Raw genomic sequence first — 20227 nt, forward strand, 5'->3', positions numbered from 1 at the left:
CACCATATTTTAAGATTCAACTCCCAAAGTCAGGTATCATATTCCCCTCAAAATAATCCCTAATATGTCAAAAATACGGCAATAGCTGTCAATTTTCCGGCAAATTCATAACAACGGTCAGGCAAAATACAGAATCCTGTGCTTCCACTAGAATTTCGCCCTGGTACTTTTCTGCAATTCTTGCTATGGAATTTAATCCATATCCATGTCTGCCGCTTTCTGTTTTTGTGGATTGATATTTTCCGCTTCTGTCGTTTTTTAAGACATGCTCATATGGATTCTTTATCAGCATGACCAGCGCCTGCTTTTTCACTCCCATGGATATTTCTATCACCTTTTGGTGCTGCCTGCAGTCCCGGACAGCTTCTATTGCATTATCCAGTGCATTTCCCAGTGCTATGCCAATATCACATGGTTCCATGGAAAGCTCCTCTGGAATAAATATTTTTAACTGAAATGTAATCCCGTATTCCTTAGCAACGGCATATTTGAAATTAATCAGACAATCAATGGTACTGTTGCCGGTATTGGAAATGTTTTCGGAAATATTGCTGTTTTTGATAATCTGATTCAGGTTTCTGATTACAGACTCTTTATCACTGTTTTCAACGCTGTTTTTTAAAACAATAAGTTTATTCAGCAGATTGTGCCTGTCCTCATAAAATTCCTCCAACATCTTTTTTTGCGATACCGTAATTTTTTCGATCATATCAAATTGCTGGGCATAAACTGTATGTTCTTTTTCATAAGCAAAAACTTTATTTATTTTTACATACAATTCAAAAATAATGACATTAAATAAGATAAGAATGCTGATAGTGATAACAGCAAAAAAGGACTTTCCTTCTGAGCAAAATTCATTGATTGCAATGACTATGCTTCCCACTGGCACCAACAGGAGAAAAAAATAATATTTTCCCGGTACCGGACTCTCCTTTCTTTTTTCTGCCACCATCGACAGTGCATATACAGAAAGGATCATCAGGATGTTCGATAATACCAACCCAATAATATCCCTTTGCTGGCTTTCCCCTATGTCAAAGCTATTGATTAGGGAAAAGACAAAGACCTCAATCAACGACCAGCCTGCATAGAATGTAGCCAATAAAAAGTATTTTTCCTTTCCACGGCTTTGGTAGGCAACCATCGCTATGGACAGAATCAGTAAAATGTTCAGAATGGTTGCAAAAATTTGCAGGCGCCCATTATGATAACCAAAGAAAAATTGGAATATGCAATAAACAATCCACAGAGAAACAGAAAGTATACTATTCTGCTTTTCTTCAAAAAAGCTTCCCCAAAATCTTTTTACAATCCATACGGTTGCGATAACAATAGAAATATTTAATAGAATATCTTCTATTTGATTATACATTGATTTCCCCTCCCAGAAAATGGCTGTATTGTTGGTTAAAGTATTTCTGCCGTTCTTCGCTTATAGGCAGTTTCTTCCCATTTACCAACGTTATTTCTATTTTTGTCCTTGATCTAATCAAATAATAATTTACCAGATAAGACTGATGTACTCTCAAAAAAGGTATTTTTCCATCTGACATTTTTTGTTCTATCTCTGACAGTTTCCCGTTAAATGTGTAATGCTCCCCGTTTTGCGTATATATTGTAACTTTCCTGACATTGCTTTCAAAGTATAAAATCTCTTTACATAGAATTTTATATTCTTCATGCTTATAAGAAAAGGTAAAATAGACCATTTTACTGCAGACTCTCTGATAAGTTTCCAGAAATGTCTTTGTCAATATCTCCTCATCGATTGGTTTCTTTATAAATCCAAATACATCCAACCGGAACAATTCCATCATATATTTATCATAGCCTGATACATAAATCAGAAGTACATTATCATCCACCTTCCGTATATTTTCAGCCGCAGTGATGCCATCGCCACCCTTCATCTGAATATCCAAAAAGATGATGTCATACTTTGTTCCTGATGTAACCTGCCTTTTGAGTTCCCTACCACTGTAAAAAACATCAATATTCACGGGAATGCTTTCCCGCTTGCATACTTCAGAAATTATATGCTCTATCTGATTCACAATTACATTTTCATCATCACAAACAGCAATTCTTATCATGTGTACTACCTGCATTATACTTATAAAAGTGGACACATTGGTTAAATAGACTTACTATTAACATAGACACCAAAAGGAGGTATCTTTTATGTCCACAAAACAACATTACGATGAGGATTTCAAACGAACCCTCGTTGAGCTTTACCACAATGGTAAAACTCAGGCCTCTCTTATCAAAGAGTACGGCGTATCTCAAACTGCTCTTTCCAGATGGGTCAAACAGTATTCAACTGTTGAAACTGATGACGGTGAAGTTCTTACTGCAAAGCAGGTGAAAGAGCTTCAAAAACGTATGGCTCAGCTGGAAGAAGAAAACCAAATACTAAAAAAAGCGATTGCCATATTCACGCCACACTCAAGCAACGATTAGATGCCGTGCATAAGCTGCGTCATCAATACGATATCAAAACTCTTTGTCGAGTTCTTCGCATAAATCGCAGTACTTATTACAAGCACTTTTATTCAGATTTAGCACCTCGTACAAAAGAAAATCCGTTGATTCGTAAGCACCTTTTACAAATCTATACTGATTACGATAACTCTCTTGGTGCTTACAAGATCCGTCGTGTATTAGAACGTGATTATGGCATAAACATCAGTCTCGGCAGAGTGGACCGCCTGATGAACACTATGAATCTACCAAAACGTTCCACAGAAAAACCAAAATGGAAAGGTGCCTGGAAAGACAATGGTCCTTGTGAGTAACACTCCCTTTTGAAATCGAGACAGATTCACGTCCCCTCTCGCTTTTAAAATTTCTTACCGCACTTTGGGCAATACTCAAAATTTTCTGCTGTCTCATACCCACAGTAATTGCAATGTTTATAGTTATACCCATAGGTCACTTTTGAAATTCTCTGCAAATGCTCCGGGCGAATCAGTACCTGCTCTCCCCGGGCAATGGCCTTTCCCATCTCCGGATCCAGTTCATACAGCGTATTACAGCAGCTTGTCCGCACATAATAGTGCTTATTCCACTTAATACACGGTATGAAAAACATAGCCCGTCTCCTATCTCACCAGTCCCATGTTGCTTCTGTATTCCTCATTCAACTGCCGCAGTTCCTTCTCCCCGTTAATGTACGGTTCATAAAATGTATCCACGGAACCACCGCCCAGATTATCACAACCGTTGCAGAAGTCACAGGCTCCACCGCACTGGTTCAAACCCTCCTGTATAATGCGGATCCGCTCTTCTCTCGTTGTATCTTTGATCAGTATACTTTTGATCTCCATATGCCATCACCTTTCCTGATTTATCAATACTATATATCAATAATAATGAAACTGCCTGATATGCGATAACTTTATTTTACCACACATCAGGCAGTCTGTTATCATTTTATTTCTTTACCCCGGCAATATCATCCAGATCCCGGCCTTGATAATTCCGATCCCTACCGGTATTAAAATGATTGTACAGCAGAAGATCACTCCCACGCCCGACAGGATGAGGCCGATGGGCAACAGGATCAGCAGCCACACACAGGCCTTTAAAATTGCCCCGGTAATCTTATATGCGATTCCGAATAAAATGGTTAACAGCAACAGACACAATATAAATGAAATCATAATTTTTCTCCTTTCCATAATGTAGGCCACATGCTTCACAGAAAAAACTCCTGTCTTTGTAGCTATTATATCCGGTTGTCCCACCATTTTCAGTACGTAATGTTGCACGATAAGTCATCCTAATATAGGAAAAGGACAGAGGATATCCTCTGCCCTTTTCTAGGCTGTTTCTATGCTGTTTCTTCAGGAATGGTCCCGGAACATAATGCATTCCTTCACTGTTTCCAACAGCTTCTTTTCATCCATCGGCTGTTGATAATGTCTTCCGCAAAGGCATTGGCGCTCATGGCAATGATGGGGACATTTCCGGCATCCGACCGTTTCATGGACCGGATCCTGCGGGTGGCATCCCAGCCATTTAGCTTCGGCATCATAATGTCCATGAAGATCACATCGTAATATCCCAGCTCAGATTTTTGAACTTTTGTACCGCCTCTTCTCCGTCTGCAGCGCACTCTACGTGGATCCCGTAATCCTCCAGCATGAATTTTGTGATCTCCATGTTGAGTTCATTGTCCTCTGCTAACAGCGCCCGCAGACCTTCCACCGGGATTTCCTCATAGTTTACGTTCTTCTCCTTCTCCACCGGTTCCCCGATTTTGAACGGAAGTGTCATGGTCACAGTAGTTCCGACGCCTTTTTTACTCTCTATGGCAATGTCTCCATCCAGCCTGTCCACGATTTTCTTTGCAATGGCAAGTCCCAGTCCTGTGCCTTCGTACCTGGATCTGCTGGTCTCATTCTCCTGCGTGAACGGTTCAAAAGCATGTTCCAGAAAGGTTTCACTCATGCCGATACCAGTATCGGCACAGCCGAATTCATAGACTACCCGCTCCTCGTCCGCATATTTTTCTGCACACCAGACACGTACACTGCCGCCCGGTCCGGTAAATTTAACCGCATTATCAGAAATATTGGTCAGCAGTCTCTCCACATAGATTGGATTCCCTGCCAGATCCATATGGCGGATATCACTCTGTTCCCAGTCAACAATATATTCCACATTCTTTTCTGCCGCCTGCTTCTGCTTGCCGAGGTTAACCCGGTTCAGCAGTTCTGCCAGATTAAACGGAATCTCCTGTTCCACTACACCTCCCGACTCCAGTTTGTTCATATCCAGAATATCATTCACGATAGAGACCAGATACTTCGATGAAGTCATGATCTGTTCCCGGCACTTTCTCTGTACCTCCAGATCATCCGGATAACGGTTTGCCAGATTCAGCGTGCCGATAATGCCATTCATGGGTGTCCGGATATCATGACTCATATTTGACAGGAAACGGGCCTTCAAAGCTGCTGCCTTCCTGGCTTCCTCCACCTGATACATCAGTTCATGTTCCCACTTCTTGGTATCGCTGATGCTGCGGATCAGGCAGAGCACATGGGTCAGTACACCGTTTTCGTCTCTCTTTTTTTCCACAAAACGGAGTCTGTGCCAGTCGCCATCCTTCATCCGGTATTCTAGGACTAACGTCTCTTCATTCTTCATGCGTTCCGGCAGGGTCTTCAGATCCACAAATTTGAAAAATGCCTCCTGATACTCCTCCGCCACGTATTGTCTGCATACCTTTTCATTGCTTTCCGACAGCTTTCCCGATTTCGTGAACTTCAGATGCTCGGTATCCCGGTTATTGATCTCTTCGAAATAATCTGCCTGAATATCGATCCGTGAAATATACTGGTAAGTTCTGGCGATGGAGGAAATGATCTCGTTACTCAGCTTCACTTTCTCCAATGTGTCCTGTAACTGCTTCTGGATTGCTTTTTCTTTGTACAGAATGCTGTCTATATTCCGGCAATAATTTATTCAGGATGTCATTTTCGTTCTGCTCATAGTTTAAAGACATCGTTTTCCCCTTCTACGGCACAATAAAAGCCGTCTGCCAAAAATGTGCACTGACAGACGGCTCACGATAAACATACTCCCCTACACTCAGGAATCTGCTGCAACCGGCTGTCATAGTCTGATTTTTCTCTATGTTCAGACCTTAGACCCATCTGGCTTTGTGTCCCCGTTTTTCAGCGGGTTTACTAAATAGATATTATTTTTATTACATTTTCTCCGGAGCTTCGAATCCCAGCATATCAATACAGGTCTCCAGGATATCTCTGGTCAGCACTAAAAGTGCTACCAGTCCCTGCTTACGCTCCTCATTCTCTTCACCTAAGATCTTGGTCTCATGGTAGAAGTGGTTGAACGCATTGGCAAGATCGTAAATATAGGCACATACCTTATGGGGTGCCAGTTCTTCTCCAGCGGTAGCGATCATGGTATTGAACTGTGCCAGTTCCATGGCAAGCTCTTTCTCGGACGCATTACCGGGCTGCTGTAATTTTACAGCGGTCAGGTCTCCGCCCTGCTCCTTGTATTTATTCAAAATAGACTTGATTCGCACAATGGTATACAGGATGTAGGGGCCGGTATCTCCCTCGAAGGAGGTGAAACGGTCGATATCAAAAACATAATCCTTGGATGCCTGATTGGACAGATCACCGTATTTTAACGCGGAGATAGCTACCACGTCCGCTACCTTTCTCGCCTCGGCATCTTCCATATCGCGGCCTTCCTTGATCTTTTTGTACATCTCATCCTGGGTATCCTTGATCAGGTTCTCGAGACGCATAACACCGCCCTGTCTGGTCTTGAAGGGTTTGCCATCCTTGCCGTTCATGGTACCGAAGCCCAAGAACTTCAGCTCGGTCTCGGGTTCTACCAATTTCGTCTTGCGGGCACAGCGGAATACCTGCTCGAAGTACAATTCCTGACGCTTGTCCACCACGTAGATCAGCTCGTCGGGATGATACAGCTTCATACGCTCCATAATAGTAGCCAGGTCTGTGGTATTGTACAGAGAGGCCCCGTCGGACTTTAAGATCATGCAGGGAGGGATCTCCTTGGTGTCGGTATCTTCCTTGACATCCACTACCAACGCACCCTCACTTAAGTGTGCATAGCCGTTGTCCTTCATATAAGCGACCATCTCCGGGATGATGTCATGGACATCGCTCTCTCCCTTCCACAGATCGAATTCTACGTTTAATTTGGAATAATTCTTCTTCAGGTCGTTCACAGACACATTGATAATGTGCTTCCACAGAGCACGATATCCTCTGACACCGCTCTGTAATTTGAAGGTTGCTTCCATGGCCTTTGCCTTGTACTCGGGATCTTCCTTGGACTTGGCGCTGGCTGCGGGATAGATTTCCTCCAGTTCACTGATGGTAAACGGAGCTTCCTCGGGATATTCCCCGGCGTAGTTCTCATCAAAATATACCAGTTCCGGCTGTCTCTCCTGTAAACCGGTGATGACCAGACCCATCTGTAATCCCCAGTCACCCAGATGCACATCACCGATAACCTCATGTCCCACATAGCGGCTGATGCGTTTTACGCTCTCACCGATCACTGCGGAACGTAAATGTCCCACATGCAGAGGTTTTGCCACGTTGGGGCCGCCGTAGTCGATAATGATCTTCTTGGGATGTTCGGGCTTCTCCAGACCGAATTTTTCATTTGCCTCCATGCCCTGTAAATAGGTGAGCAAAAATGCCTCACTGACCTTCAGGTTCAGGAATCCGGGGGCTACTGCCACCACTTCGGAAAATACCTTGCTGTCTTTTAACTGCTCTGCCACGTCGTTTGCGATCATGATGGGGGCTTTTTTATACAGCTTGGCTCCCGCCATGGCGCCGTTACACTGATATTCGCACAGGTCAGGACGGTTGGAAAGCATTACTTTTCCTAAGCTTCCGTCATAGCCTGCTGCGGTAAATGCCTGCTGCATTTCCTCTGTCAGCATTTCTAAAAATTTCTTCATGTCAGTCAATCCTCATACCTTTCAGTAATCTGCCGGTATTCCGTTACTTCCTGTAATGTACCGGAATATCTTGTGCAGTCACAATTTCTATCTCTCACGCTTCTGCGCTGTTTTCAATATTTCTACTATATCCTAAAATTCCTCATCCCGCAAGACGCAATTACGCATTTGCAATCTGTGCTTCCCGCTCCGCCTTGGAAAAGGCACAGCCGCAGTAATTCTGCCGGTACAGCTCATACTCTGCGGACAGTTCGATGGATCTCTTATACCCGTTCTTTTTCTTGAAATCCGAGGGCAGCCAGGGGATACCATATTCCCCGGACAGTGCCTGCCCGATCTCATTGATCTTCGCCGCATTTTTCAGAGGGCTGATGGTCAGGGTCGTGGCAAAATAGTCATAACCGCCATCTGCCGCCAGCTCCGCAGTCCTGCGCAGCCGCAGGTCGAAGCAGCGAAAACACCTCTCTCCCCCTTCGGGACAGTTCTCGTAGCCCTTCGCCATCTCATAAAAACGCTCCGGTTCATAATCTCCCTCCACGATGTCGATGGGCCATCCCTTTTCTTCTTTATTATAAGCTGCGATCAGACGCTTCTGCTCCGCCACACGCTTTCGATATTCTTCCGAAAAGGAAATGTTGGGATTGTAATAAAATACCGTGATCAAAAAATAACGGCACAGATATTCCAGACAATAACTGCTGCACGGTGCACAGCAGCTATGCAGAAACAGGCGGGGCGGTCGGTAATCCGACGCTGCCTCGCCCTTCTCCTGTAAGGTATTTAAAATTTTCTCTAATTCTTTCTGATAATTTACCTGATTCATACGGTTCTCTTTTCGTATATCTATACTCTATCTATACTCCACATATCTTACCCAATATCTCCTGCAAACAGTCATATCGTGCAAGGCATGCATGCGACGCTGTTCATGATCTGCGTTCATTATAGCATATTTTTTTGGAGATACCGCAATCATTTTTTCAAAAGCTCCTCCGCTACGCCAGACTGATCATCCACTTCTTTTAAAATATATTCCACCACCTACAACAGATAAAATCCGGCGCTGCCCCCGGGCACAGTAACCTTTCCGCCTGCAAATGCAGTTTCCCCGCCGAAGGTATACAAAGCTTCCTTTACCGCATAGTCTCCGTTGAAGCTGGCCTCTCTGTCCGCCGGATTGATGATGACCAGGATCTTCTCCTTGTCGTCACTGCGCAGATACGCCAGCGGATATTGTTTTTCCTCGGCATAGACAAACTCGATCTCTCCACGGCTCTGCAATGCGCTGTGAGCCTGACGAATGCCTATCAATTTCTGAATCTCATGATACAGGGAATCCGGATCTGCCATCTGCGCCTCCACCGTGGGACGGTCAGTGGCTTCGTCCTGTTTTACATAAAGTTTTTCCTTCGGTGCCGCGCTGAAACCGGCGTTGGTGGTATGATCCCACTGCATTGGGGAACGGGAACCGGTACGTCCGTAACCGCCCTCTATGGAGTGCAGATTTTCCACATAGCGCATACCGATCTCATCGCCATAATATAGAAACGGTGCACCGGGCATGGACAGGAGGAATGCAAATGCCACCTTTAACTCCTCCCCATGAATGCTTCTCGCCAGACGATCCATATCATGGTTACCGGAAGGAATGCAGATCAGGCCCTTGCGCTGTGCCTTTTCATAATTTTCCTTGTATTTCTCTACGAAGGCTGCCACATCCCCCTTACCTCTTCTGGAGAAGAAAGGCTCCTCGCAGCGGAACAGATCGTTATAATGAGACGGTCCAAAATGAAGTAAAAAGTCCATATGGAAGCCGCCCTGCAGGGACTTGTCCGGTTCTCCCCACTCGGATACCAGCACTGCCTCGGGGAACTCTGCATCCAGGAACGCTCTTACCTTTCTCCACAGAGCAATGTTTCCCTTGCCGTCCTCATCGTTTTTCACCAGAGAACCTGCCATATCCACACGGAAGCCGTCACAGCCCATGCCGATCCAGAACCGCATGACATTTTCCATCTCTGCAAGCGTTGCCTTAGGGCCCGGATCATCGGGATCCTGCTGCCAGTCCTGCGTCTTTTTATAAAATCCGTAATTGAGTGCCGGCTGGTGTGCGAAAAAGTTCACGATCACTGAGCCCTCTCTCTCGGAGATACCGCACAGGCTTCCCATGTTCTCCAGCTGTCCCCAGGTGCTGTCGGTCCAGATATAACGATCGGTAAATTCATTACGATCTGCCTTACAGGACTCCTTAAACCAGGGATGTGCCACAGAGGTGTGTCCCGGCACCAGGTCTAACAGGATATGCATATCCCGCTTGTGTACTTCGTTAAACAGACGCTTCAGATCCGCATTGGTGCCGTATCTGGGCGCTGCCTGATAGTAGTCCGCCACATCATAGCCAGCGTCTCCGAAGGGTGATGCAAAACAGGGATTCATCCAGATCGCATTGCATCCCAGTTCCTTAATATAATCCAGTTTTTCTATGATACCCTGAAAATCACCGATACCGTCACCATTGGTATCCAGAAAAGACTGGGGATAAATTTCATAAAAGATTGCATTATCAAGCCATTTTGCCATAGTGTACTCCTTCCTGTGTGCTTTATTTTTATTATAAAAACGTTTTCCGTATTTTTTCTTTTACCATACCACAGAATGGCTACTTGTACAACTGAGAAAAACCATCTATAATAAAATGGCTTGATGCCCCGGTAAGCTTCACGATATGCGAATAGCGGGCAGGGTGCTATGTGCCAGTGGCACATGTTTAGCACGGACCGAAGCGGAGCGTAGAAGTGAGAGTGCGTAGCACGAAACAATCCGCAGGCATCCAGCCAAGATAAAGAAATAAGAACGAGGTCTATCATGTTAACACAAAGAGTAAGCACCATCGATGAACTCCTGCAGTTCGTCAGCACGTTACGCCAAAAGCACGGCGTCCGCCTCTGGTTCCGCGGGGAAGAGAATGCGGATCTGACTCTGATCCCTTCCATCCAACGAAGCCAGAAAAGACTGGACTCCGAACGCTATATTGCCAATGATTTCTATATCCGGGCGAGACAGATCCTGGACAATCCTCCCGACAAACACAATTACGCCAGCTGGGTCTCCCTGATGCAGCACTACGGTCTGCCCACGAGAATGTTAGACTGGACCCAGTCTCCCCTGATCGCCGTATTTTTCGCCACGGAGACTTACCGAGAGACTCCGGACACCGATGCCTGCGTCTGGGTACTGACACCGGGTCTGTTGAACGAGAAGGAAGGCTTCGGCAACTGCATCTATCCCATTGATGCGGACACCACACAGGAAATGCTGCTGCCTGCCTTCAAACACAACCACCACAATCCGGAATTGAAAAACAAGATCCTGGCTTGCAGCTCCACAGAGAATAACCTCCGCATGTACTCCCAGTACTCCAACTTCACCGTACATAACTCTCTGGAACGTCTGGAAGACATCTGTGATGAAAATATGCTGTATAAGATCATTATTCCCTCCGGGCGGAAACAATACTTTATAGAAAGCCTGCGGGTATTCGGCATCTCCGAGAGCTTCGTATACCCCGATCTGGATCATATATCCAACGATTTGAAGGACTCCTATGGGATTTAGGTTCATTTGCTACAAATCGCTGTAGGATTTTGAAAGATTCCTATGGGATTTAGCGCAACAGTTCAGTCATGAATATATCCGAGAACATAAATCATGCTCGCATAATTTTGTGAACGAATATATTCATGCACAGAGCGCCAATTTATGAGCAAAGGCAGTCACGAAGTGACGTAAAAGCGTGATAACGCGGCTTTGCGAATGGCGCGGACTGAACTGGTCAGCCATTTTGAATTCATTGGATTCATTAATTAAGAAAGGAAATATACACATGAAAATCGTATTACAGCATCTGACCAAGAAATTCCCCGCACGCGGTCCTGTCCGCGGCAGGAAGAACCGCGAAGATGTCATTGCCGTGAATGACTTCGACTTCGAGATTCCTGACGGCAAGCTGATCGGACTCTTAGGTCCCTCCGGCTGTGGCAAAAGTACTGCCTTGAATCTGATCTGCGGTCTGCTGAAACCCACCGATGGCAAGATCTTTTTCGGCGAAGATGATGTCACCGGACTTCCGCCCGAGAACCGTGGTGTCGGCATGGTGTTCCAGAACTATGCCCTCTACCCCCACCTCACTGTGGAAAAAAACATTCAGTTCCCCCTGGAGAATCTGAAGGGTGCTGACAAGCTTTCCAAAGAAGATATGAATAAGCGCGTGCTGGAGGCAGCAAAGCTGGTACAGATCGACCACCTGTTAGAGCGTAAACCCAATGAGCTCTCCGGCGGTCAGCAGCAGCGTGTTGCCATCGCCAGAGCCTTAGTCAAGCTGCCAAAAGTTCTTCTTTTGGACGAGCCTCTCTCCAATCTGGATGCCAGACTCCGGCTCCAGACCAGAGAAGAGATCCGCCGGATCCAGCAGGAGACACAGATCACCACCATCTTCGTTACCCACGATCAGGACGAAGCCATGAGCATCTCCGATATGATCGTCGTGATGAAGGACGGTATCGTACAGCAGATCGGCAAGCCCCAGAACGTATACGATGATCCCGTGAATCTGTTCGTTGCAAAGTTCCTCGGCACACCTCCCATCAATGTATTTTCCGGTGAGGTAAAAAATGAACAGTTATACATTGGCTCCGAGGCTGTCCTGTCCACTCCCGGAGTAGCGGATCAGCCCGTGCATGTCGGCATTCGCCCGGAAGGCTTCGTCTTAAAAGAGGACGGACCTCTCTCCTGCGATCTGGTGCGTCTGGAGGTCATGGGCCGGGATGTGAGCATTGTTTCCACCCATGAGAAGTCCCAGAACGTTACCATCCGTTCCATCATTGATGCGGACGAAGGCAGATCTCTTCCCACCGGAAAAGTGCATTTCGCCTTAAAGCCCGCAAAAGTATTCCTCTTTTGCACCGACACCGAAGAACGCATCCGTTTCTAATATTTTATCCGGTTTTGCAGTCCGGCGGTATTCATGGGCTGCAGAAAGAATTGAGGTTTCTTATGGAAAAACAAAATCTGAAAGCCTGGCTCTATCTATTGCCGGCATTCCTGTTTCTGGGTGCTTTTATGATCTATCCTCTTATCGACGTATTCGTGTACTCCTTTGAAGAGGGTTACAATTCCGCATCCCAGACCTTTTACGGCGTAGGCATGTACAATTACTCCTATGTACTCCACGATCCGTACTTTTTACAGGCATTGAAAAATACCTTCATTCTGGTCATCATCACCGTTCCGGTCTCCACCGGACTGGCGCTTTTGATCTCCGCTGCCTTAAGCTCCATCAAACCGCTGCGGGATCTGTTCCAGACCATATTTTTCCTGCCCTACGTAACCAATACTCTGGCGGTCGGTCTGGTCTTCATGATTCTTTTCAAAAAGACTCCTTACTCCGACGGTCTGATCAATCTGCTGATCCAGTTTTTCGGCGGCAGCTCCGTGGATTTCATCGATGGACCCTACTGGGCGAAAATGTTCGTGCTGTGCTTTTACACCATCTGGATCGTTATGCCTTTTAAGATCCTGATCCTGACCAGTGCTCTCGCCAGTGTGAACCCCATGTACTACAATGCGGCAAGAGTAGACGGCACTTCCCGTTTCCGGATGTTCACGAAGATCACACTGCCCATGATCTCTCCCATGGTATTCTACCTGATCATCACCGGCTTTATCGGTGCATTCAAGGCATACAGTGATGCCGTGGCGCTCTTCGGCACGAACCTAAATGCTGCAGAGATGAATACCATCGTCGGTTACGTCTACGACATGCTCTACGGCGACAGCGGCGGATATCCTTCCTATGCTTCCGCCGCGGCGATCCTGCTGTTTGCCATCGTCCTGACCATCACCTGCATTAATCTGCTGGTCAGCAAAAAGCATGTCCACTATGTATAGGAAAGGAGGTCTTTGTGATGTCTGATGTTACATCTGATTATAAAAAACAAGAAAAGCGCACCCGGATCTGCGGCAATATCCGTAATGGGATCGTCTACTTTTTTCTGTGTCTGTGGGCGCTGATCGTGCTGTTCCCTTTTTACTGGATGGTACTGACCTCCGTAAAAAGCTACGGCTCCTATAATGCGGAATATATTCCGAAGTTTTTCACTCTGTCTCCCACTCTGCAGAACTACGTGGACGCTTTTACCACTGTTTCTCTGGGAAGATACCTGTGGAACACTTTGTTTTTCACTGTGGTCACCACTGCCATCATGTTGGTGGTCATCACCCTGGCGGCCTTCGCGTTTGCAAGGTTAAAATTTGCCGGAAAAGATCTGATCTTTACGTTATTTTTATCCCTGATGATGATTCCGAACGAGCTGGTGGTCATTACGAATTTCACCACTATCACGAACCTGGATCTGCGTAATACCTTCACCGGCCTGATCCTGCCTTCCGTGACCAGCGTATTTTATATCTATCTGCTGCGGGAGAATTTCGCACAGATTCCGGACGAGCTGTATTATGCCGCCAAGGTGGACGGTACTTCCGATCTGCGGTATCTGCGCAAGGTCATGGTGCCCATCTGCAAACCCACGCTGATCACCATCGTGATCCTGAAGGTTATTGAATGCTGGAACTCCTATGTGTGGCCCAGACTGATCACCGATGATCCGGATTACTATCTGGTATCCAATGGTATTCAGGAGATCCGTGAGAATGGTTTCGGCAGAGAGAATATCCCCGCCATGATGGCTGCGGTGGTCGTGATCTCCGTTCCTCTGGTGGTGTTGTTCCTCGTATTCCGTAAAAAAGTCATGGCAGGCGTTGCCAGAGGAGGTACCAAAGGATGAGTCGATTTAGCAAAAAGCTGGCACTCTTATGTGCCCTGGGCGGGCTGTCCCTGTCTCTGACCGGCTGCCATGGTTCCAAGGGGCTGCCGGAATTCACTGTTCCGGAGGAATTCGATACTTCCAGGAACTATGAGATCACCTTCTGGGCGAAAAACGATACCAACAAGACCCAGACGGAAATCTACAAAAAAGCCATTGCGGATTTTGAAGCCCTGTATCCCAATATCACGGTGAACCTGAATCTATACACGGATTACGGCAAGATTTACAACGATGTCATTACCAATATTTCCACCAATACGACACCCAATGTCTGCATCACCTACCCGGATCACATTGCCACCTACCTCACCGGACAGAACACCGTAGTTCCTCTGGATGACCTGTTTGCTGATGAGAAATACGGTTTGGGCGGTACACAGCTTGCCTATGACGGTCCTACCAGAGAAGAAGTCATTCCGCAGTTTTTGAATGAATGCTCCATCGACGGTCATTTCTATGCCGTACCCTACATGCGTTCCACCGAAGCCTGCTACGTGAATAAGACCTACGTGGAAAATCTTGGATATACTCTGCCGGATGTACTGACCTGGGATTTCATCTGGGAGGTCTCCGAGGCTGCCACCGCCAAAAATGCGGACGGCACCTATGTAGTCAACGGGCAGAATGTACTGATCCCGTTTATCTATAAGTCCACCGATAACATGATGATCCAGATGTTAAAGCAAAAGGACGCGGGATATTCCACAGCTGACGGCAGCATTGAACTTTTCAACGATACCACCACGGATCTTTTGTATGGTATTGCCGGACATGTAAAAAGCGGTGCCTTTTCCACCTTCAAGATTTCTGGTTATCCTGCGAACTTCCTGAATGCAGGACAATGTATTTTTGCCATTGATTCCACTGCCGGAGCCACCTGGATGGGTACGGATGCCCCACTGTCGGATATCAGCGAAGACTCTCTGGTGCAGTTTGAGACCGCCGTACGGATGATTCCCCAGTTTGACCCGGAGCATCCCAAAATGATCTCTCAGGGTCCTTCCGTCTGCGTCTTCAATAAATCAGACTCTCAGGAAGTACTGGCATCCTGGCTGTTTGCCCAGTATCTGCTCACCAACGATGTGCAGATCGCTTATTCCGAGACAGAAGGCTATGTACCTGTAACCTCTAAGGCACAGAACTCCGCAGAATATCAGGAGTATCTGTCCGAATGCGGTGCGGATAACGGTACGCATTATGCGGTGAAGATTGAGGCTTCCAAACTGTTACTTGACAACGTAGACAGCACCTTCGTTACACCGGTCTTCAACGGTTCCGCATCCTTACGCGACGCTTCCGGACAGTTGATTGAAAATGTAGTGAAATCAACCCGCAGAAAAGAAACTGTGGACGATGCCTACATCCAAAAGCTTTACAGCGATGTGGAGAGCCTGTACCGTCTCGGTCAGGGAAGTGATGCCTCCTTCGGCAAAAAGGAACTGGGTGCCATGCCCCGGGCTTCCGTGATCCTGTTAAGCATACTGGCTGTCACCTGGGTTCTGATTCTGCTGTATGTAGGGCGGGAATATTTAAAAAACAGAAAGAAGTAATTTTTCAGCCCCATTCGTAAGTTAGCCTCTGATGGTATTTTCCTGCGGATGGGGCCTCTTTTTGCAAAAAGCCTTGATTTATCTTGTGTTTCAGGTATAATGGAACTGTTCGGTGTCTGAGCGCACCGGATAAATTGAGGAGATGTCTGTGTATCTGCACAGACCCATATGCGCCACAAAGCGCAGGAATGGAGGATTATTATGAAAAAGAAGACACTTGCATTAACCATGGCTATGGCTCTGGTTCTGTCTCTCGCTGCATGTGGAAACAGCAATGCAGACGTTGCTGCTGAATCTACCGCTGCTGCCACCACTGAGGCTACTACCGAAGTTGCTACTACCGAAGCTGCTACCGAGGCTACTGAGGCTGTTGCTGATGAGAAGTCCGAGGGTGTTATGACCTATGAAGAGTACATGGCTGCTGATCTCGATTCCGAAGTTGTGATCGAGGCTTATGTTCAGGCAAAACAGTCCTGGTGGGAAGACAAGGCTACCCTGTACACCCAGGATCAGGACGGCGCTTACTTCATTTATAATGCCGTATGTTCCGAAGAGGATTATGCAAAGCTGGTACCCGGTACCAAGATCAAAGTAACCGGTTATAAGACCGAGTGGTCCGGTGAAGTTGAGATCGCTGAAGGTGCTACCTTCGAGATCGAAGAGGGCAGCTACATCGCTCCCGTTACCGATGTGACTGATCTGTTAGGTACCGATGATCTGATCAACTACCAGAACCAGTTCGTAGCTTTCAAGGGCATGACCGTAGAAGCTGCTGGTCAGGATGCTGACGGTAACGACGTTGCTTTCCTGTACAACTGGGACGGTTCCGGCGAAGACGGTAACGACCTGTACTTCAACGTATCTCTGAATGGTCAGACCTATACCTTCACCGTTGAGTCTTATCTGTGCGACAACACCACCGATGTTTACAACGCAGTAAAGAACTTAAAGATCGGTGACACCGTTGATATGGAAGGCTTCCTGTACTGGTACGAAGGTGTGAACCCTCACATCACTTCCGTAACTGTGAAGTAATTTAATGGCATCGTCAATAAATCGCCAATAAGAAGATTGCAATATAAAAGAGCTGTCCTCGTAAGAGGGCGGCTCTTTTTACTCTGCCTATCTGTCTACTGCATTCTTTTATACTTTAGCATTTTCATACATTGTCCAAGCTTCACTTCCGCTTGCTGCAAAAGCAAATTCCAATACTTCCATGTGCTGCAATCCTTATCTTCTGCTCTCCCACCATCGTTTAGCAATCCGAAAGCCCTCCATGGGAACGCAGAACCTTCGGTCTCTGGGCGGCTGCAATGCAGTATTGAGTTCCTCCATATCGAACCACTCCACGCACTCCACTTCCTCTTTTTGCAGGGTAAGCTTTTTAGCATCTACATGCTTGGTGTACATGTAGACGAATGCCACTTCATTGTCCCGGAACATTTTTCCATAGAATTCTTTTTCGTATTGAATATCAAAACATCCGGCGAATGTAAGATCCTCCTTTGATGCCCGGATTCCCAGTTCTTCGTGAAGCTCCCGGATTGCGGACTCTTCCGGCTCATCCCCAGCCTGAATATGTCCGGCGGAAGAGGTATCGAACCGCCCCGGGAAACTATCTTTCTCAGCGGAGCGCTTCTGTAATAACAGCTGGGCTTTTCCGTCCTGTTCCCTCACGATCCAGATATGGGCGGTTCTGTGGCGGACACCCTTTTCATGCGCCTGTGTGCGTTCTATGGTCTCCCCTGTGGGAATGCCTTTTTCATCTACGATGTCAAATATTTCCATGGTGTTATGGCTCCTTTGTGTTTCTTTGTAGTCCTCTGAGTTTCCTTCTAGTCCTCTGAGTTTCTTTGCAGTCCTCTGAGTTTCTTTGCAGTCCTCTGAGTTTCTTTGCAGTCCTCTGAGTTTCTTTGTTAATTCATCTGGGCCGCGATCGTGCTGAGTTCTGCTCCGATATTGCCGCCTGCCCCTTCAATGACCTTTGCGTTGATGACTGCGGCAATATCGATAGCTACTGTCTTTGCCTTCTAAGGTCTAATACCATCAGATCGAAATCATAATATGTTCCGTCCATCTTATAATACGCCGGTGAGGTCCCGATTTTTCGGAATCCATATTTCTCATAGACATGAATAGCGCGTATATTATCGCTTCGGACTTCCAGATTGATCAGTTCTATCGTATGTTCTTTTGCATACATAATGCATTTCTGTAACAGTGCACTACCAATTCCCTTCCCCCATTCCGACTTTACCACGGAGAGTCCAAATTCGGCGCGGTGGCTCATCCTTCTAGGGAATCCGCTTAAGCTGGCATCTCCGACGATCTCTCCATTTTTCCATACTACATAGAGAACGGAATGTTCCTCCTTATTTATATTCTGTATGAATTTCTCTTCCTCTTCTGTCGAAATAGGAAGCCCTTCTTTTCCAAAGGACAGATAATCTGTCTCTCCACCTACCTGCGCTAAATATGTGATAATCTTCTCCGCGTCTTTCGGTGTAGCTTCTCTGATATCAAATTCTTCCATAACTGCCTCCAGCCCTTCTGTCATCTGTTAATTGATCTGACTCGTACTCGTGTTAATCCCTGCACCAATACTTCCACCCAGATGCTCCAGCGCATTTGCGATCAATATTCACGGCAATCACAATAGCTGCCGCAATAATTATCCTGCCGATCTGATTCTGGTATTCTTTCATTCTGGTTTTCCTTCATTCTCGTTTCCCTTTATTCTCGTTTCCCTTCATTCTCGTTTCCCTTTATTCTTGTTTTCCTTCATTCTTGTTTTCCTTCATTCTTGTTTTCCTTCATTCTTGTTTTCCTTCATTCTTGTTTTCTTCTTTTCATCAAATTATATACTTTATTCGTAATCAAAAATGGTCTTAGTCTGAATATACTCCCCGTACTTTGCCTTCCATTCCTGATGAGCCGCGGAATCATCGTATACAGACAGTGCCTCCGGATCCATCTCCATCTCGATCATCAAGTCATGCCGGTTCGGTCTCGGCGTCACATTTTCATAAATATTCACTGTATGGACACCTTCGATCTGCTTCGTCCGATCGAAGATCCCACGGATATCCGCAAGCATTTCTCTACTCGCCTCGGTCTCCCTGTCCCATACATTTTCTTTAAACTTTACAATGATCAGGTGCTTCATTTTGCACATCCCCCTTATCTTACTATTACTGATATGTTTTATCCTATCACGGCATTGCCTCTGCTACAACCAAAATATTCCTGCAAAATCATTTCTACTTTGTCTGCACTCAATGGATACTGTTTTGTTTCATATGTAAGAATCAGGTTTACGGATGGAATGATACCATGTTGACAATATAATTTTATTTTGTCGCAGGCATGTTTGCAATAATCCGGATTATCCATCATTCCAAAATGCTCCCAGTAAAAATATTGTCCTGTGATTGGATGTCGTATCACAAAATCAGGATATAAAATAATTCCATCTAAAACTAATTTTTCCTCATAGTGAAATGGTATTTTATTTTGAAACAGCATTCTGTCAATAATTGCTTCTGATTTAGACCGTAGCATTTTCCCATGGGTTCCCTGTACCAATAGATCTTCCGGATGTTTTGTACTTTTTTCATATGGTTCCTCCTGCCACCGCTCTAATTCCCTGTTCAATGGTCTAAAATTCTTAGCCAGCAATCTTCCATACTCTGGATGATTTAATAAATATTCTGAACTTATTTTAATCTTTTCTGTTTTTCTCAAATAAGCTTTCCATCCAGCGGCTTCGCTCTCCAATTCTTTTTTCCTACATTCATAATATTTTTTTAATGCCAATATTTCTGCCTGATTTCTTTCGGTTTTTGGAAGATAGCGTAGTCCATTCTCTTCCTTTATTTTCCATTTATAACGGTTTTCATTTTTGAAGCATTGCAGTTCTCCCTGTGGAAACTTTTTCTCCACTTTTCTTATTTTTTCCAGTTCCTTATTAATTTCCTCTATTCTGCTTTCTATGTTTTTGTCTGTAATCTTCACTTTTCCTCCTTCTGCTCCGATCCTATAGCTACCGTCGGGCATATTCTTATTTTTTCTTTTATTGCGCCCCGCCACTGCGGCTTCCCCGAGGCTTATCCTGGCTTTTCCTTCTGTCACGCCCCGGCTTTGCAACTTCCCCGGGGCTTATCCTGGCTTTTCCTTCTGTCACGCCCCGGCTTTGCAACTTCCTCGGGGCTTATCCTGGCTTTTCCTTCTGTCACGCCCCGGCTTTGCGACTTCCTCGGGGCTTATCCTGGCTTTTCCTTCTGTCACGCCCCGGCTTTGCGACT

23 protein-coding genes and 1 riboswitch are annotated in these 20227 nt (G+C 45.9%); of the genes, 8 read left to right on the plus strand and 15 right to left on the minus strand.

Going from position 1 to position 20227, the window contains the following annotated elements:
* Positions 1 to 88: 88 nt before the first annotated feature.
* Both ACTRDR_RS05865 and ACTRDR_RS05870 read right to left on the minus strand, forming a co-directional pair.
* Positions 89 to 1375, minus strand: coding sequence for a sensor histidine kinase (locus ACTRDR_RS05865; protein ID WP_118545576.1), 1287 nt, complete (start codon positions 1373 to 1375; stop codon positions 89 to 91).
* On the minus strand, positions 1368 to 2096 hold the full coding sequence (locus ACTRDR_RS05870; RefSeq protein WP_440526482.1) for a LytR/AlgR family response regulator transcription factor: 729 nt from the start codon (positions 2094 to 2096) through the stop codon (positions 1368 to 1370). The genes ACTRDR_RS05865 and ACTRDR_RS05870 overlap by 8 nt, the downstream gene beginning before the upstream one ends.
* 88 nt (positions 2097 to 2184) lie before the next feature.
* Here ACTRDR_RS05870 and ACTRDR_RS05875 point away from each other — a divergent pair, with 88 nt between their 5' ends.
* Positions 2185 to 2466, plus strand: coding sequence for an IS3 family transposase (locus ACTRDR_RS05875; RefSeq protein WP_022153383.1), 282 nt, complete (start codon positions 2185 to 2187; stop codon positions 2464 to 2466).
* 5 nt (positions 2467 to 2471) lie between these two features.
* Positions 2472 to 2801, plus strand: coding sequence for an IS3 family transposase (locus ACTRDR_RS05880; RefSeq protein WP_227061970.1), 330 nt, complete (start codon positions 2472 to 2474; stop codon positions 2799 to 2801).
* Between the two features lie 44 nt (positions 2802 to 2845).
* On the opposite strand, the gene ACTRDR_RS05885 is transcribed toward ACTRDR_RS05880, so the two are convergent.
* The 9 genes from ACTRDR_RS05885 to ACTRDR_RS05925 all read right to left on the minus strand — a co-directional run bounded on the left by ACTRDR_RS05885 (position 2846) and on the right by ACTRDR_RS05925 (position 10069).
* A complete protein-coding gene (locus ACTRDR_RS05885) occupies positions 2846 to 3097 on the minus strand; it encodes a zinc-ribbon domain-containing protein (protein ID WP_117466691.1) in 252 nt (83 codons plus the stop codon).
* Positions 3098 to 3107: 10 nt separating this feature from the next.
* Positions 3108 to 3332 (minus strand): hypothetical protein, encoded by a 225-nt coding sequence (locus ACTRDR_RS05890; protein ID WP_022153385.1) that lies wholly within the window; start codon positions 3330 to 3332, stop codon positions 3108 to 3110.
* 114 nt (positions 3333 to 3446) lie between these two features.
* Entirely contained in the window at positions 3447 to 3668 is a 222-nt protein-coding gene (locus ACTRDR_RS05895; protein WP_440526483.1) for a hypothetical protein, read from the minus strand.
* Between the two features lie 215 nt (positions 3669 to 3883).
* Entirely contained in the window at positions 3884 to 4051 is a 168-nt protein-coding gene (locus tag ACTRDR_RS05900) for a response regulator (protein ID WP_145985593.1), read from the minus strand.
* Between the two features lie 5 nt (positions 4052 to 4056).
* The gene (locus tag ACTRDR_RS05905; RefSeq protein WP_118538356.1) at positions 4057 to 5397 is read right to left on the minus strand and encodes an ATP-binding response regulator; all 1341 of its coding nucleotides are present in this window, start codon (positions 5395 to 5397) and stop codon (positions 4057 to 4059) included.
* Positions 5384 to 5518: a hypothetical protein gene (locus ACTRDR_RS05910; protein ID WP_255713338.1), complete on the minus strand. Its 135-nt coding sequence runs from the start codon at positions 5516 to 5518 to the stop codon at positions 5384 to 5386. The genes ACTRDR_RS05905 and ACTRDR_RS05910 overlap by 14 nt, the downstream gene beginning before the upstream one ends.
* Positions 5519 to 5613: 95 nt before the next feature.
* Positions 5614 to 5714: riboswitch (cyclic di-GMP riboswitch) on the minus strand.
* A gap of 8 nt (positions 5715 to 5722) precedes the next feature.
* Positions 5723 to 7489 carry an arginine--tRNA ligase gene (argS, locus tag ACTRDR_RS05915; protein WP_117466683.1) on the minus strand — a complete coding sequence of 589 codons (1767 nt, stop codon included), beginning with the start codon at positions 7487 to 7489 and terminating at the stop codon, positions 5723 to 5725.
* A gap of 160 nt (positions 7490 to 7649) precedes the next feature.
* On the minus strand, positions 7650 to 8312 hold the full coding sequence (locus ACTRDR_RS05920; RefSeq protein ID WP_119623508.1) for an epoxyqueuosine reductase QueH: 663 nt from the start codon (positions 8310 to 8312) through the stop codon (positions 7650 to 7652).
* Positions 8313 to 8530: 218 nt separating this feature from the next.
* Positions 8531 to 10069: an alpha-amylase family glycosyl hydrolase gene (locus ACTRDR_RS05925; RefSeq protein WP_440526484.1), complete on the minus strand. Its 1539-nt coding sequence runs from the start codon at positions 10067 to 10069 to the stop codon at positions 8531 to 8533.
* Positions 10070 to 10354: 285 nt separating this feature from the next.
* Between ACTRDR_RS05925 and ACTRDR_RS05930 the strand changes: the two genes are divergently transcribed.
* From ACTRDR_RS05930 to ACTRDR_RS05955, 6 genes are all read left to right on the plus strand, one after another.
* Positions 10355 to 11104 carry an FRG domain-containing protein gene (locus ACTRDR_RS05930; protein WP_440526485.1) on the plus strand — a complete coding sequence of 250 codons (750 nt, stop codon included), beginning with the start codon at positions 10355 to 10357 and terminating at the stop codon, positions 11102 to 11104.
* Positions 11105 to 11372: 268 nt separating this feature from the next.
* Positions 11373 to 12479: an ABC transporter ATP-binding protein gene (locus ACTRDR_RS05935; protein ID WP_440526486.1), complete on the plus strand. Its 1107-nt coding sequence runs from the start codon at positions 11373 to 11375 to the stop codon at positions 12477 to 12479.
* 62 nt (positions 12480 to 12541) lie between these two features.
* Entirely contained in the window at positions 12542 to 13435 is an 894-nt protein-coding gene (locus tag ACTRDR_RS05940) for a carbohydrate ABC transporter permease (protein WP_118669485.1), read from the plus strand.
* Between the two features lie 17 nt (positions 13436 to 13452).
* The gene (locus tag ACTRDR_RS05945) at positions 13453 to 14331 is read left to right on the plus strand and encodes a carbohydrate ABC transporter permease (protein ID WP_440526487.1); all 879 of its coding nucleotides are present in this window, start codon (positions 13453 to 13455) and stop codon (positions 14329 to 14331) included.
* Positions 14328 to 15923 (plus strand): ABC transporter substrate-binding protein, encoded by a 1596-nt coding sequence (locus tag ACTRDR_RS05950; protein WP_440526488.1) that lies wholly within the window; start codon positions 14328 to 14330, stop codon positions 15921 to 15923. Before ACTRDR_RS05945 ends, ACTRDR_RS05950 begins: the two co-directional genes overlap by 4 nt.
* A 201-nt stretch (positions 15924 to 16124) precedes the next feature.
* Positions 16125 to 16958, plus strand: a complete 834-nt coding sequence (locus ACTRDR_RS05955; RefSeq protein WP_440526489.1) for a hypothetical protein — start codon at positions 16125 to 16127, stop codon at positions 16956 to 16958.
* Positions 16959 to 17153: 195 nt separating this feature from the next.
* Here the strand turns inward: ACTRDR_RS05955 and ACTRDR_RS05960 are convergent, their stop codons facing one another.
* The 4 genes from ACTRDR_RS05960 to ACTRDR_RS05975 all read right to left on the minus strand — a co-directional run bounded on the left by ACTRDR_RS05960 (position 17154) and on the right by ACTRDR_RS05975 (position 20054).
* On the minus strand, positions 17154 to 17711 hold the full coding sequence (locus tag ACTRDR_RS05960) for an NUDIX domain-containing protein (protein ID WP_176865116.1): 558 nt from the start codon (positions 17709 to 17711) through the stop codon (positions 17154 to 17156).
* A gap of 226 nt (positions 17712 to 17937) precedes the next feature.
* Positions 17938 to 18456: a GNAT family N-acetyltransferase gene (locus tag ACTRDR_RS05965; RefSeq protein ID WP_176865296.1), complete on the minus strand. Its 519-nt coding sequence runs from the start codon at positions 18454 to 18456 to the stop codon at positions 17938 to 17940.
* Between the two features lie 333 nt (positions 18457 to 18789).
* Positions 18790 to 19089: a Dabb family protein gene (locus ACTRDR_RS05970; protein WP_440526490.1), complete on the minus strand. Its 300-nt coding sequence runs from the start codon at positions 19087 to 19089 to the stop codon at positions 18790 to 18792.
* A gap of 38 nt (positions 19090 to 19127) precedes the next feature.
* Positions 19128 to 20054 carry a hypothetical protein gene (locus tag ACTRDR_RS05975; protein WP_440526491.1) on the minus strand — a complete coding sequence of 309 codons (927 nt, stop codon included), beginning with the start codon at positions 20052 to 20054 and terminating at the stop codon, positions 19128 to 19130.
* Positions 20055 to 20227 lie beyond the last annotated feature (173 nt).

The sequence above is a fragment of the Simiaoa sp. genome, assembly GCF_051972595.1.
Taxonomy (GTDB): Bacteria; Bacillota; Clostridia; order Lachnospirales; family Lachnospiraceae; genus Acetatifactor; species Acetatifactor hominis.

Excerpts from the sequence above, each read along its gene's own strand:
- ACTRDR_RS05865 (WP_118545576.1), bottom strand. The coding sequence starts at position 1,375 with ATGTATAATCAAATAGAAGATATTCTATTAAATATTTCTATTGTTATC.
- ACTRDR_RS05870 (WP_440526482.1), bottom strand. The coding sequence starts at position 2,096 with ATGATAAGAATTGCTGTTTGTGATGATGAAAATGTAATTGTGAATCAG.
- ACTRDR_RS05875 (WP_022153383.1), top strand. The coding sequence starts at position 2,185 with ATGTCCACAAAACAACATTACGATGAGGATTTCAAACGAACCCTCGTT.
- ACTRDR_RS05885 (WP_117466691.1), bottom strand. The coding sequence starts at position 3,097 with ATGTTTTTCATACCGTGTATTAAGTGGAATAAGCACTATTATGTGCGG.
- ACTRDR_RS05890 (WP_022153385.1), bottom strand. The coding sequence starts at position 3,332 with ATGGAGATCAAAAGTATACTGATCAAAGATACAACGAGAGAAGAGCGG.
- ACTRDR_RS05895 (WP_440526483.1), bottom strand. The coding sequence starts at position 3,668 with ATGATTTCATTTATATTGTGTCTGTTGCTGTTAACCATTTTATTCGGA.
- ACTRDR_RS05900 (WP_145985593.1), bottom strand. The coding sequence starts at position 4,051 with ATGGACATTATGATGCCGAAGCTAAATGGCTGGGATGCCACCCGCAGG.
- ACTRDR_RS05910 (WP_255713338.1), bottom strand. The coding sequence starts at position 5,518 with ATGTCTTTAAACTATGAGCAGAACGAAAATGACATCCTGAATAAATTA.
- argS (WP_117466683.1), bottom strand. The coding sequence starts at position 7,489 with ATGAAGAAATTTTTAGAAATGCTGACAGAGGAAATGCAGCAGGCATTT.
- ACTRDR_RS05920 (WP_119623508.1), bottom strand. The coding sequence starts at position 8,312 with ATGAATCAGGTAAATTATCAGAAAGAATTAGAGAAAATTTTAAATACC.
- ACTRDR_RS05925 (WP_440526484.1), bottom strand. The coding sequence starts at position 10,069 with ATGGCAAAATGGCTTGATAATGCAATCTTTTATGAAATTTATCCCCAG.
- ACTRDR_RS05930 (WP_440526485.1), top strand. The coding sequence starts at position 10,355 with ATGTTAACACAAAGAGTAAGCACCATCGATGAACTCCTGCAGTTCGTC.
- ACTRDR_RS05935 (WP_440526486.1), top strand. The coding sequence starts at position 11,373 with ATGAAAATCGTATTACAGCATCTGACCAAGAAATTCCCCGCACGCGGT.
- ACTRDR_RS05940 (WP_118669485.1), top strand. The coding sequence starts at position 12,542 with ATGGAAAAACAAAATCTGAAAGCCTGGCTCTATCTATTGCCGGCATTC.
- ACTRDR_RS05945 (WP_440526487.1), top strand. The coding sequence starts at position 13,453 with ATGTCTGATGTTACATCTGATTATAAAAAACAAGAAAAGCGCACCCGG.
- ACTRDR_RS05950 (WP_440526488.1), top strand. The coding sequence starts at position 14,328 with ATGAGTCGATTTAGCAAAAAGCTGGCACTCTTATGTGCCCTGGGCGGG.
- ACTRDR_RS05955 (WP_440526489.1), top strand. The coding sequence starts at position 16,125 with ATGAAAAAGAAGACACTTGCATTAACCATGGCTATGGCTCTGGTTCTG.
- ACTRDR_RS05960 (WP_176865116.1), bottom strand. The coding sequence starts at position 17,711 with ATGGAAATATTTGACATCGTAGATGAAAAAGGCATTCCCACAGGGGAG.
- ACTRDR_RS05965 (WP_176865296.1), bottom strand. The coding sequence starts at position 18,456 with ATGGAAGAATTTGATATCAGAGAAGCTACACCGAAAGACGCGGAGAAG.
- ACTRDR_RS05970 (WP_440526490.1), bottom strand. The coding sequence starts at position 19,089 with ATGAAGCACCTGATCATTGTAAAGTTTAAAGAAAATGTATGGGACAGG.